Here is a 12,079-nt window from a genome sequence, read left to right as displayed (position 1 = left end):
TCAGCTCGGCTCGACCGGCAGCCAGAGCTCGCAGGTCGCCGTGCTCGAGTCGGGATCGGAGGCCAGCGTGGCGACGATCTCCGGGCCCGGGCGCAGACGCCACGGGTGGGAGGGGAACCAGTCCGTCGCGGTGGCGGCCCATGCCCGTTGCAGCGCAGCCGGGTGCGGGCCCTCGGTGCGGAAGACGGCCCAGGTGCCGGCCGGCACCGCGATGGTGTCGAGCCCGTCGGGCGCGGTCGTGGTCGCCACGCCGTGCAGGTAGGTCAGCTCGCTGCCCTCCGCGCGGTCGGGATCGAGGTCGTCGCTGACGGCGAGGACCCCGCGCGGCTCGGTGTCGTTCAGCGTCTTCAGGCGTGCGGTCTCCGCCACCGGGATGGCGGCCACGTGCTCCGCGATCTCGGGGTTCACGCCCTCGTGGACGAGTCTCACCCGGCGGGCGTGTCCGACGAGCCGGACGGCGGGCAGGTCGACGATGCGGGTGTCCATGGGGGTTCCTCCTTGCACGGTCAGGTGGAACCTGACCTGGGGTTGGGTGCGTAGCGGACCCCCGGCCCGGCGTACGTCGCCGGGACTGCTGCCGTGCACCGCACGGAACGCCCGGCCGAACGCCTCGGTCGAGCCGTAGCCGTGCCGCACCGCGATGGAGAGCAGGTCGTCGCTCCCGCCGACGAGGTCGGCGGCGGCCATGGCCATCCGGCGCCGCCGGACGTACTCCGACAGCGGCATCCCTGCGAGCGACGAGAACATCCGTCGCAGGTGGTGCTCGGTGGTGCCGAGCCGCGCCGCCAACGCGGCGACGTCGATCGGCGCCGACGGGTCGGCCACGAGCGCCGACTCCACGGCCTCCACTGCGCGGTTCAGCACGGTGATCACGAGGGGTCCTCCTTCCGCCACAACCCTGCGCGAGCACACCCGTCCGGCGCCCGATCGTTCCGGACCGATGCGATCGGCCGGGGATGCGTGGTGACCCCGCGCGCCCATCGCTCAGCGCAGCGGGCTGGCCTCGTCGGGCGACAGGCCGGCGTTCAGCGACCGCCTGTCCCTTCGGCGGTCGTTGAGCCGCGCGATGACCTCGGAGACGAAGAAGAGCAGCACCATCGGGACGGCCATGAAGGTCATCGTGAACGGGTCGCCGGACGGGGTGGCGACCGCTGCGAAGAGGAAGGAGCCGATGATGATCCAGGGCCGGTAGGCGCCGAGCGTCTTGCCCCGCACCACCCCGGCCAGGTTGAGCAGCACCACGAACACCGGGATCTCGAAGGCGATGCCGAAGACCAGCAGGGTGCGGGTGAAGAACGAGAGGTACTCGTTGAACTCGACCAGGTTGGTGAGGTCGGCCGGCGTGAAGCCGATCAGGATCTCCAGGCCCTTCGGCAGGGTCACGTAGCCCAGGAAGACGCCGGCCAGGAAGAGCGGCCCGGCGATGGCGGCGAAGATGCCGGTCCACTTCTTCTCGTTGGCGTGCAGCCCCGGGAGGATGAAGGCCCAGATCTGGTAGAGCCAGAACGGACTGGTGCCGATCAGCGCGGCCAGCCCGCACAGCTTGAGGTAGAGGATGAAGCCGCCCGCGGCACCGGCGGTCGTCGCCTCGGTCGAGCCCTCCGGCAACGCCTCCTGGGCCTGCAGGTAGGGGTCGAGCACCAGCTGGAAGAGCGGGTCGAAGAAGAACAGCGCGAGGACGAACCCGGTGACCAGCACCAGCGCGGCCTTGAGGAGGCGGGCGCGCAGCTCACGCAGGTGGTCGGACAGCGCCATCCGCCCGTCCGCGCCGACGGGGTGGACCGGCTTGCCGAGAAAGAGCTGGGCGACTCCGGACAGGGACACGGGGCCAGGGTCAGGCGTTGCGCTCGCGGCGCTCGTCGACGATCTCGCCCTCGGCGACCCCGTCGGCGGCGTTGAGCTCACCCGCAGGCCTGGCCGGCGCGGACTTCCCGGACTGCTCGGACGAGTCGGCCTCGTCGTCGTCGCGGAGGCCCTTGGTCTCGGCCTTGAAGATGCGCAGCGCCTGGCCGGTGCCGCGGGCGAGCTCGGGCAGCTTGGCGGCACCGAACACGAGCACGACGATGGCGAGGACGATCAGCCACTCCCATCCCGAGGGCATTCCGACGAGGGAGAACATGCGGGGACCAACTCTCGCTTGTGAGGTACTGCGGACGTCCCCCATCGTACGCCGTGATCATGCGTAGAGCGTCAGCGTCTCCTGTGCAGCGCGCGTCAAAGATTGGGTGAACTCTTGGGGCGCCAGCACCCGCGCGTGCGGGGCCAGCCGCAGGAGCAGCCGGAGCAGCCATCGGCGGTCGACCACCACGAGGTCGACCTCGGCGGAGCCGTCGGGCAGCGGGCGGACCTCCCGGACCGGGTAGTACTCGGTGGCCCAGCGTGCCAGTGGGCCCAGCAGCAACGTGACCAGGGTGCTGCCCTGGCGGTCGGGCTCGGTGAAGAGGCCGTCGCTCAGGTCGCGCGGCGGACGCGGCTCGCTGGCCACCGGGCTCTCGAGCACCTGCGCGTGCCGGATCCGGTCGAGCCGGAACAGCCGGTCGGCGCCGGCGAGGTGGCACCAGGCGTCGAGGTAGGTGAAGACGCCGTGGGTGACCACGCCGCGGGGGTCGACGACCCGGTCGGAGAGCTCGTCGCGCGACGGCACGAAGTACTGCAGCCGGACCTGCCGGCGTCGCTCGGTGGCCTCGTCGAGCACCCGCCGGAGACTGCTGACGCGCAGCATCTCGACGTCGCGCGGCGACGGCGCCACGTCGACGTGGCCGACGTGGGCGGTCGCCGCTGCGGCCTCCAGCTTGGCCAGCACCCGGTCGACCAGCGTCGCGGTCTCCCCCGTCGACACCTCGCGCAGGGTCCGGAGCGCGACGATGATCGCCGACGCCTCGGTCGGCGAGAGGCGCAGCGGCCGGGCCAGGTAGTCCGCGTTCTCCACCCGGATCACCCCGTCCCCGCGCGGGCTGCCCTCCTCGCTCTCGATGGCGTCGAGGTCGACGTCGATCAGGTCGTCGGGCAGTCCCCCGGGCAGGCCGCACATGAAGAGCACCTTGAGGTCGCGCAGGACCTGCTCCGGCGTGGTGCCGAGGAGCTCGGCCGCCTCCTCCAGGCGTACGCCGTCGCGGTGGTGCACGAACGGCACCAGCGTGAGCAGCCGTGCCACCTGGTCGCGGGCCCCGGGCGTCGCGGTCATCCGAGCACCTGCTCGAGACGGTCGACGATCTGCTTGCGCAGCGGCTCCGGCTCGAGGAGCACGACGTCGGCGCCGTGCGCGAGGACCTCGTCCTCCAGGCCGACCGAGGGCCTGGTCAGCTCGACGCGGTCCCACCGGGTCCGCGTGTCGGGGCCGGGCACGTCGTGCTCGACCTTCGTGGCCCCGCGCCGCAGGGCGTGGCCGGTGCCCTCGCGGACGAGGAGGACGGCGTCCTCGGCGAAGCTGGGAGGTGCCAGGCGCCTGGTGATCTCACGGACGTCGATGTCGGCGGGGATGTCGTAGGCACCCGGCGGCCCGGCCCTGCGGACCTCGCCGTGGACCCGGGACAGCCGGAACACCCGCTCGTCCTCGCGGTCGGTGTCGTAGCCGACGACGTACCACCTCCCGGAGTAGCGGACCACACCCCAGGGCTGCAGGTGGCGGGTGCGCGGCGAGTCCTCGCGCATGGTCTGGTAGTCGAACGCGATCGGAGCCCGCTCGCACACGGCCAGCCAGCAGGTCTCGAAGGCGGGCTCGTCCGCGGTGAGCAGGGGTTGCGCGATCTCGAGCGCGTCGAGGTCCACGTCGAGGCCCGCGGCGGTCAGCTTGCGGACGGCGTCGGAGGTCGCCTGCGCCATGGTGGCGTGCTGCCAGACCCGCGAGGCGATCCCGACGACGGCGGCCTCCTCGGCCGTCAGCTCCACGTCGGGCAGGGCGAACTGGTCCGGGGGGATGCGGTAGCCGACCTCGTCCTCGAAGAGGGGATCCACGGACGCGACCTCCACCGGCACGCCGAGGCTGCGCAGCTCCTCCTTGTCGCGCTCGAACATCTTCTCGAAGGCGTCCGGCCGCGAGTCGGGGTAGAGCAGCTCGCGGATCCGCTCCTTGGCGATCGGCCGTCGCTGGACGAGCAGCATGATCAGCAGGTTGAGCAGGCGCTCGCTCTTCGGCGCGGGCATGGGTTCGATTCTGCCCGAGACCGCGCGAGTCCGTCCCGGTGGTTTCCCAGGTCAGGCGGTGGCGAGCACGTCCACGACGAAGTACAGCGTCGCGTTCTTCGGGATGTCCGGCGGGCTGCCCTCCTTGCCGTAGCCCAGCTTGGGCGGGATCTGGATCAGGACCCGGCTGCCGGCCGGCACCCCCTCGAGCGCCCGGGACCAGCCCTTGACCACCGTGCCGAACTCCTCGCTGATCACGGCGGGAAGGGGCTGGTCCTTGCTGTAGCTCTCGTCGAACGGCTTCTTCGCCCCGTAGACGGCCCCGAGGTAGTCGGCGGCGACGACGTCGCCGGACTCGACGGGGTCGCCGGTGCCCTCGACGAGGGTCGCGACGCGGAGCTTGCCGTTGGGCTCGGGGACACCGGTGAAGTCGAGCCGGACCGGCTCGCCCTTCTTCGTCACGACCTCCGGCGCCCAGCCCGGCGCACGCTGGGCCTGGCCCTCGGGCCCGTCGGCGACCTTGGCCGCCACGTCGGCCACCACGAGCAGCCCGTCCTCGTTGCCGATGTCCTTGGAGGCGTAGTACTGCGAGACCTGCGGGTTGCCGAGGTACTCCTCGAGCACCTCGTCGCTGCCCACCGTGACCGCGATCCGGGTGCCGACGGTCATGCCGGCCTCGATCTCCTCGCGGACGACCATGTTGAGGATGTCGTCGACCTGCTGCGGCTCCTCCTTGGCGCCGATCTCGGTCATGAAGCCGCCCGCCTCGTCGCCGTAGGTGTTGACCGCCTCCTCGTGCGTCCAGCCGTTGCTGACGACGTAGTTGACGAGCACGCGGTCGCCCTTGGCGAGCTCCGCGCCGTCGCCCTCCTCGAGCACCTTGGCCTCGGCCTTGGCGGGCTCCAGGCGGCCCTTCCAGTCGATCTCGGGGGCCTCCCCCGGCTCACCGGAGATGCTGACGGCGTCGAAGCCCTCGAGCAGGTCGTCACCGTCACCGCCGCAGGCGCTGAGGGCGAGGCTCGCAGGCAGCAGGGCGGTCAGGAGCAGGGTCGTCGGGCGTCGCAGGCGGTCGAGCACGGCCAAACCCTACCGACCGCTCCGCAACAGCCTGCTACATGCCGTCGATGAGGCGCTGCACGCGCTCGTCGTACGCCCGGAAGGGGTCCTTGCACAGGACGGTGCGCTGGGCCTGGTCGTTGAGCTTGAGGTGCACCCAGTCGACGGTGAAGTCACGACGCCGCTCCTGCGCCTTGCGGATGAACTCCCCCCGCAGCCGGGCCCGGGTGTTCTGCGGAGGCACCGACTTGGCCTCGAAGATGCGCAGGTCCTGGGTGACGCGGGCGACCGCGCCGCGCTTCTCCAGCAGGTAGTAGAGCCCCCGGCCCCGGTGGATGTCGTGGTAGGCGAGGTCCAGCTGGGCGATCCGGGGATGGCTCAGCGGCAGGCCGTGCTTGGCGCGGTAGCGGTCGATGAGCTTCCACTTGATCACCCAGTCGATCTCCCGGTCGACCAGGCCGAGGTCGTCGGACTCGACCGCCTTGAGGCCGCGCTCCCACAGGTCGAGCGCCTGCTCGATCACCGGCGTGCTGATGCCGCGCCGGTCGACGAAGTCGCGGGCCTTGGTGAGGTACTCCGACTGGATCTCCAGCGCGCTGGCCTCCCGCCCGTTGGCCAGGCGCACCTTGCGGCGACCGGTCACGTCGTGGGAGATCTCGCGGATGGCCCGGATCGGGTTCTCCATCGTGAGGTCGCGCATCACCACGCCCTCCTCGATCATCCGCAGGACCAGGTCGCAGGAGGCGACCTTGAGCATGGTCGTCGTCTCGCTCATGTTGGAGTCGCCGACGATGACGTGGAGCCGGCGGTACTTCTCGGCGTCGGCGTGCGGCTCGTCGCGGGTGTTGATGATCGGGCGGCTGCGGGTGGTGGCGCTGGAGACGCCCTCCCAGATGTGCTCGGCACGCTGGCTCACCGAGTACGACGTACCGCGGGGGGTCTGGGTCACCTTGCCGGCCCCGACGACGATCTGGCGGGTGACCAGGAACGGGATCAGCACGTCGGCCAGCCGGCTGAACTCGCCGGCGCGGCTGACGAGGTAGTTCTCGTGGCAGCCGTAGGAGTTGCCGGCGGAGTCGGTGTTGTTCTTGAACAGGTAGATCTCGCCGGCGATCCCCTCGTCGTGGAGCCGTTGCTCGGCGTCGAGCAGCAGGCCCTCGAGCACCCGCTCCCCCGCCTTGTCGTGGGTGACCAGGTCGATCACGTCGTCGCACTCGGGGGTGGCGTACTCGGGGTGGCTGCCGACGTCGAGGTAGAGCCGGGCGCCGTTGCGCAGGAAGACGTTGCTGGACCGCCCCCAGCTGACCACCTTGCGGAACAGGTAGCGGGCGACCTCGTCGGGGCTGAGCCGCCGCTGACCGCGGAACGTGCACGTGACGCCGTACTCGTTCTCGATCCCGAAGATCCGACGGTCCATGTCAGCACACTACTGTCCGGGACCAGATCGGGTACTGAACTGCCATGTTCGCGTCGGAACCGAGATCCCAGCGTCCCGCCGACAGCATGCCGGTGTGGTTCACCAGCCCCCGCCCCGACCAGCGGCCGCCGCTGATCGGGCGGGCGACCTACGACGTCGTGGTGGTCGGCGGGGGCCTCGCGGGCCTGCTCGCCGCGCTCCTGGTGGCCCGCGGCGGCCGGTCCGTCGCGCTGCTGGAGGCGCGCCGGATCGGCGACGGCACGAGCGGCCACACCACCGGCAAGGTGAGCCTCCTCCAGGGCACGAAGCTCAGCCGCGTGCTCCGGGCGAACCCGCCGTCGGTCGCCCGGCAGTACGTCGAGGCGAGCCGCGAGGGGCAGGCGTGGCTGTGGCGCTACTGCACCGACCACGGCGTGCTGGCCGAGAAGCGGCACGCGACCACCTACGCCACCACGCGCGTCGGCGAGCTCCGCGCGCGGGCGGAGCTGACCGCGTCGAAGGTGGCGGGCCTGGGAGCCTACTGGACCGACGACACGGAGCTGCCGTACGACGTGCTCGGGGCGGTCCGCCTCGACGACCAGTTCCAGGTCGACGCGATGCAGCTGCTCTCGTCCCTGCTCGCCAGCGTGGAGGCCGAGGGCGGCACCGTGCACGAGGCGACCCGGGTCGTCTCGGTGGATCGGGAGTCCAGCCGGGTGCGCCTGCACACCGACACCGGCGCGGAGGTCGACGCGGCGCGCGTCGTACTCGCCACCAACCAGCCGATCCTCGACCGCGGCGCGTTCTTCGCCCGGCTCAAGCCGCAGCGGTCCTATGCCGCGACCATCACCTCGGACTGGCAGCCCGACGGCATGCACCTCTCCTCCGACCTGCAGGTGCGCTCCCTCAGGTCGGTGCGCAGCGGCGACGGCGAGGACCTGTTGATGGTCGGCGGCTCCGGCCACACGACCGGCCGCAGCTCGCCGACGAAGCGCCTCGACCAGCTCCTCGACTGGGCCCGCGAGACCTTCCCCGGCTCCGAGCTGCGGCACGTGTGGTCGGCCCAGGACCAGTCCCCGATCCACGGCCTGCCGTACGTCGGTCCGCTGCTGCCCGGCGACCACCGGATCCAGGTCGTCACCGGGTTCGAGAAGTGGGGCTTCAGCACCGCCCCCGCCGCCGCGCTGCTGCTCGCCGCCGACACCCTCGACGGCCAGCCGCCCGCCTGGGGCCGTGCCCTGCGCAGCTGGACACCGCGGGAGGTCCTCGCGGCGGGCAAGGCGGCGCTGTTCAACACCGAGGTCGGCTGCCATCTCGCCTACGGCTACGCCAGCAAGCCGTTTCGCGACGACGACGCCCCCATCTGCACCCACCTCGGCGGCGTCCTCTCGTGGAACGACAACGAGCGCTCGTGGGACTGCCCGCTGCACGGGTCACGGTTCGACGCCGACGGCAAGGTGCTGGAAGGGCCGGCGACCAGGCCGCTGTGAGCGGCGGCCGCAGTCAGGCTGCGGTCAGACTGCAGGTGCCCTGTCCGGCGGTGCCAGAAGGGGGGCGTTCGGTCACCGGACCCGCACGTGGATGGTCCTGCTGCGCCCGTTGATGTGGCGGGAGTCGCCCGGCTTGACGATCCGGTAGGCGTGCCGGCCGCGGCGGTACTCGCGGAAGGGGACCGCCAGTCGGCTAGAGCCGGTGCCCAGCCGCTTGCGCTTGATGGTCCGCCACCGGTCGCCGTCGTAGCGCTGCAGGCGCACGTAGCCGCGAGACCCGGCCCGCGCTCGCGAGGTCGAGAAGTGGATGACCGAGCCGCGACGGACGCCCCGTGCTCGGGCGCCGACCGGCTCGGCCTCCGGGGCCCTCAGGTCGGTTCTCGGTGCGACGAGGGCGCCCACGGCGTACTGGGAGTTGCCGACCATGTGTGCCGTTGCCGGAAGCACGATCCGGTAGTAGCGGTTCGCCAACGGCCGCGCCGTCAACGAGAAGTGGCCGTCGGTCGTGGTGACCGCCTTGTCGACCGGGGTGCACTCCCCCTCGACGTAGTCGACGGACGACTGGCTGCACATGAGGACCGTGCGGCCCTCCAACCCGGGACCCTTCATCACGTCGGCAGGGCGGGTGTAGTCCCACGCTTCGCTGAGCCGGCCGGTGAAGGTGACCTCCTCCCCGATGGTGAGCCGTCGCGTCAGCATCGGGAAGGCGAGGCGCGTCCCCATCACCGTCAGCAGTGACGGCGGTCCCAGGCGGCCGGTGGCGCCTCGCGGCACCACGCGGTAGGTACGGGTGTCCATGAACTCGACGTGGGGGTCGTGGTAGCGGCTGGCGGTGCCGCGGTAGAGCTTCGTCTCGGCCGCGGCGAGCACGGCAGGGAACAGCGCGTGGTTGGACGAATGCACCATGTCGATGGTCACGTCACCGTCGGGGGTGGGGTTCACCCAGGTGAGGGTGGTCGTGTTGTTCCCGGCGCTGTCCGGCCCGACGTTCTTGGCCTTCAGGTCCGTCACCGGGCTCGGAGTGGCGGGAGCTTCGGGGATCGGTGACAACGGATGGGTGGCATTGGCCGCGATGCTGCCCTCGAACCCGGGCGGTCCCCCGACCACCTGGCAGTTCACCTCGAACGTCGCGGCGAACCGCACGAGCCTGCCCGCGCCGTCGTACTCGATCTCGCTGACGTGCACCCATCCCGTCGCCGGGTTGGCCGCCACGTAGCGACCCGAGAGGCGCTCGACGTCGTCAGGAGTCAGCCCGCACATGGTGCCCTCGCGCCAGATCCGGAGCCGGCCGCTGTCAGGAGTCGATCGGCTGGCCACGGCGTCGACGGAGTAGGTCTGTCCGGCCTGGAACGTCTGACCGGCCGGAAGAGCGAGGTTGCCGCCGAAGCCCGGCCCCTCGGCCGGCCGGCTGCTGAAGCTGAGAACCTGCGCGTCGTCGAGGTCGGCGAACGGTCCCGTCCACGATCCCACGGCGACATCTGCGCCCAGATGCTCGTGGGTCACGCTCTGCGCCGGGTCCGCCGCATCGTCGCGGATCGCCCACCCGCTGTGCGGCCCATCCGCACCGTCTGCACTCGCCGGCTGGGCGGCGAGGGCTCCACCGGTCATCAGCAGGGCTACGGCTCCCGCTACGGCCAGACGGGATCTCCGAGGTGCCGACATGTCTTCTCCCCCGTGATGGCATCCCCCGTCGGGCTGCCTGCGGGGATCAACCTAGGTTCGGGGAGAGATCGTTCGTGCGGGAACAGGAATTGTTCATCCGGACGGAGCGCCAGCGCAGCGGGCCGACGAGCGCTCGGACGGATCAGGACGAGACAGCAACCGGTCAGTGCCGCCGGCCGCGTCCCGGCCCGCGTGGGCGCCGTCCGCTCTCCGGTCCGAGAATCTCCACGGACGGCGTGGCTGGCGGGGTCTCTGTGGCTGTCTCGTCGGCGACCTCGGCGTCCAGCAGCTCGATGACGCGGTCACGCGGGAAAGGTGCCGTCGTCGTCGGCAGCCACACCAGCAGGATCAAGAGGCTCAGCGCCGAGCCGATACCGACGCCCGCGGTGAGGCCTCCACCGTCTGCGTCGATGAACGCGCCCACGATCCCCAGCGCCAAAGGGGTGAGGATCAGTACGGCGAGCACCTTGCCTGCGGTCTGCACCAGCCACGTGAACAGGTCAGTCATGTGGATCATCTGCGCCAGCGCCGGTGACCCCGTCTCTTGGCTCGACATACGCCACATCCTCTCAACCAGCCGACCACAACGTACGACAGCGGCATGGTCGGGACTCCGCCCGCAGCGGCATGACAAGTGTCATCGCCACGTGTTGATCCGCTCCGGAGTGGCGCTACTTGCTGACCCTCATTCTGACCACAGGTCCGGTGGCTTCGCTGCCGCGTTGCCAGAGATGACCGGAGCCCCGGGTGTAGTCGACATTCATGCCCCTGATCACGACACGGCCATGACGCCGTGGCGTCACCGTCATCGTGATGGTCGTGGTGGCGTCCCTCGTCAGGCGCGCGTGCTGGCCCCCGACCTCGGTGACGGTCTCGCACGAACGCTCGGCGAGCCCATGGGCCGACATGAACGCTGAGTCGTCGCTCCGGTGGCAGACACCGAACGTGATGAGGGCGTCGGCGGTGTTCACGACCACGCGGGGGCTGACGTCGTTCACCGTGATGGTCTCGGCATCCGCTTCGAAAGGGCGCTGGACCATGTCGACCGTGACCGGATGCATCCTCTCGGTGGTCTGCTTGAAAGCGAACCCGTTGCCCACACCGCCGAAGGTTGTGGGTCTGGTCCACCACAGGGAGTACGCCAGCGCCAGGCCGACGACGGTGGCCACCGAGATGCCCGCGACGATCCAACGCATCGAAAGCCGCCGACGCGGATGAGTCTGTGGTGCGGCTGCGCTCCGCTGCTCATCGGCGCTCACCCTCTCGGTCACGCGGACAGTCTGCGCCGTGGCAGCGACACGCACCAGGGACGTGGCAGCCGCCGATCATCCGCAGGTCCCGGCGGTACGAACGGACGAGAAGCGCGCGTGCTGGCCTGGTGCCTATCACCACTCGACACAGGACATGCCTGTGACCCCACCGAGGGGTGGGGTGTGGGGCGGGGTTGCTAGCCGGGGCAGGGTGGGCCGGTCTGGATGGGCCAGGGCCGGGTGTCGTGGTCCGGCGGCGGGCCGTGCACGTCGGTGTCGACGTGAACGGGTGGGTCGAGGGTGCGGGTGCCGGTGTGGTCGACGAGGAAGTGCCGCCCGTTGGGGGTGATCCACAGGTAGGTGCCGGGTTGGACGATGACGTAGCGCCAGGTGGAGAACGTCTTCGCCCGATGGTGGGCCCGACAGGCGGGGACGAGGTTGCACGGACACGTCACCCCACCCCGGTTGTGCGGGAGGGCGTGGTCGAGGTCGCAGCGACTGGCGCGGCGGCCGCACCACGGGAACGCACAGTGGTGGTCGCGCAGCTCGACCTGCTTGCGGTGGCGGTCAGGGATCTCGTAGGAGTCCACCGGGATGTGTCCGGCGAGGTCGATCACCGGCCGCACGACCACCGTCGTCCCGGCCGCGGACAGCCACTCCTTGATCTGTGCGACGGTGATGGGGCGTTGCTGGTCCTCCCACCGCCCCACCGACGCCTCCTGGCCGGACGCGTCGGCGGATGATGTCAGCGCCATGTCGGAGATGTGGACGTTGAGGACGGCTCGCCGGCCGCGGGATGCGGTGGTGACCTCGCCGGTGGACTCGTCGACGGTCTCGAGGTCGAGGGTGAGGTCGTTGCGGGCGAGGTCGCCGACCGCGACCGCCCGCCGCACATCGAGTGACCCGTCGTGGCCGAGCTTGCCCAACAACACCGCGCGGCGGTTGACGGCGGTGTCCAGGTCGGCACCATCAGCGGCGTCCAGGACCCCGTCGACCTGCACGACGCCGTCGGTGACGTCGTCGAGGTGGACGTCGAACCGCCGGGAGTCCGACGACGCCTCACGCCGGGCCTCAGCCGCCTCGGGGTCGTAGAGGGTCATGGC

General features: G+C 71.0%; 12 protein-coding genes. 1 reads left to right on the top strand and 11 read right to left on the bottom strand.

The features are described 5' to 3' along the window. The 7 genes from ACPOLA_RS07780 to pafA form a co-directional block, all read right to left on the bottom strand. On the bottom strand, positions 1 to 873 hold the full coding sequence (locus ACPOLA_RS07780; RefSeq protein ID WP_435769842.1) for an AraC family transcriptional regulator: 873 nt from the start codon (positions 871 to 873) through the stop codon (positions 1 to 3). Between the two features lie 111 nt (positions 874 to 984). Next, positions 985 to 1,824: a twin-arginine translocase subunit TatC gene (gene tatC, locus ACPOLA_RS07775; protein WP_435769841.1), complete on the bottom strand. Its 840-nt coding sequence runs from the start codon at positions 1,822 to 1,824 to the stop codon at positions 985 to 987. A 10-nt stretch (positions 1,825 to 1,834) separates the two neighbouring features. Further along, positions 1,835 to 2,101: a twin-arginine translocase TatA/TatE family subunit gene (gene tatA, locus ACPOLA_RS07770; RefSeq protein ID WP_435769840.1), complete on the bottom strand. Its 267-nt coding sequence runs from the start codon at positions 2,099 to 2,101 to the stop codon at positions 1,835 to 1,837. Between the two features lie 75 nt (positions 2,102 to 2,176). Further along, positions 2,177 to 3,184, bottom strand: coding sequence for a helix-turn-helix transcriptional regulator (locus ACPOLA_RS07765; protein WP_435769839.1), 1,008 nt, complete (start codon positions 3,182 to 3,184; stop codon positions 2,177 to 2,179). Next, entirely contained in the window at positions 3,181 to 4,143 is a 963-nt protein-coding gene (locus ACPOLA_RS07760; protein WP_435769838.1) for a helix-turn-helix transcriptional regulator, read from the bottom strand. Before ACPOLA_RS07760 ends, ACPOLA_RS07765 begins: the two co-directional genes overlap by 4 nt. A 51-nt stretch (positions 4,144 to 4,194) precedes the next feature. Next, positions 4,195 to 5,199 carry an FKBP-type peptidyl-prolyl cis-trans isomerase gene (locus ACPOLA_RS07755; protein WP_435769837.1) on the bottom strand — a complete coding sequence of 335 codons (1,005 nt, stop codon included), beginning with the start codon at positions 5,197 to 5,199 and terminating at the stop codon, positions 4,195 to 4,197. Between the two features lie 34 nt (positions 5,200 to 5,233). Continuing rightward, positions 5,234 to 6,595, bottom strand: a complete 1,362-nt coding sequence (gene pafA / locus ACPOLA_RS07750) for a Pup--protein ligase (protein ID WP_435769836.1) — start codon at positions 6,593 to 6,595, stop codon at positions 5,234 to 5,236. Between the two features lie 86 nt (positions 6,596 to 6,681). Between pafA and ACPOLA_RS07745 the strand changes: the two genes are divergently transcribed. Next, positions 6,682 to 8,064 carry an FAD-dependent oxidoreductase gene (locus ACPOLA_RS07745; RefSeq protein ID WP_435769835.1) on the top strand — a complete coding sequence of 461 codons (1,383 nt, stop codon included), beginning with the start codon at positions 6,682 to 6,684 and terminating at the stop codon, positions 8,062 to 8,064. Between the two features lie 72 nt (positions 8,065 to 8,136). Here the strand turns inward: ACPOLA_RS07745 and ACPOLA_RS07740 are convergent, their stop codons facing one another. From ACPOLA_RS07740 to ACPOLA_RS07725, 4 genes are all read right to left on the bottom strand, one after another. Then, a complete protein-coding gene (locus ACPOLA_RS07740; protein WP_435769834.1) occupies positions 8,137 to 9,534 on the bottom strand; it encodes a hypothetical protein in 1,398 nt (465 codons plus the stop codon). A 355-nt stretch (positions 9,535 to 9,889) separates the two neighbouring features. Further along, a complete protein-coding gene (locus tag ACPOLA_RS07735) occupies positions 9,890 to 10,282 on the bottom strand; it encodes a hypothetical protein (RefSeq protein ID WP_435769833.1) in 393 nt (130 codons plus the stop codon). Positions 10,283 to 10,397: 115 nt separating this feature from the next. Further along, positions 10,398 to 10,997, bottom strand: coding sequence for a hypothetical protein (locus tag ACPOLA_RS07730; protein WP_435769832.1), 600 nt, complete (start codon positions 10,995 to 10,997; stop codon positions 10,398 to 10,400). A gap of 176 nt (positions 10,998 to 11,173) precedes the next feature. Continuing rightward, on the bottom strand, positions 11,174 to 12,079 hold a 906-nt coding region (locus ACPOLA_RS07725), incomplete at its 5' end, for an HNH endonuclease signature motif containing protein (RefSeq protein ID WP_435769831.1).

The sequence above is a fragment of the Nocardioides proteolyticus genome (genome assembly GCF_051280635.3).
Lineage (GTDB): Bacteria > Actinomycetota > Actinomycetes > Propionibacteriales > Nocardioidaceae > Nocardioides.
This window is presented reverse-complemented; position numbering and strand designations above follow the sequence as displayed.

Excerpts from the sequence above, each read along its gene's own strand:
- tatA (WP_435769840.1), bottom strand. The coding sequence starts at position 2,101 with ATGCCCTCGGGATGGGAGTGGCTGATCGTCCTCGCCATCGTCGTGCTC.
- ACPOLA_RS07765 (WP_435769839.1), bottom strand. The coding sequence starts at position 3,184 with ATGACCGCGACGCCCGGGGCCCGCGACCAGGTGGCACGGCTGCTCACG.
- ACPOLA_RS07760 (WP_435769838.1), bottom strand. The coding sequence starts at position 4,143 with ATGCCCGCGCCGAAGAGCGAGCGCCTGCTCAACCTGCTGATCATGCTG.
- pafA (WP_435769836.1), bottom strand. The coding sequence starts at position 6,595 with ATGGACCGTCGGATCTTCGGGATCGAGAACGAGTACGGCGTCACGTGC.
- ACPOLA_RS07745 (WP_435769835.1), top strand. The coding sequence starts at position 6,682 with ATGCCGGTGTGGTTCACCAGCCCCCGCCCCGACCAGCGGCCGCCGCTG.
- ACPOLA_RS07735 (WP_435769833.1), bottom strand. The coding sequence starts at position 10,282 with ATGTCGAGCCAAGAGACGGGGTCACCGGCGCTGGCGCAGATGATCCAC.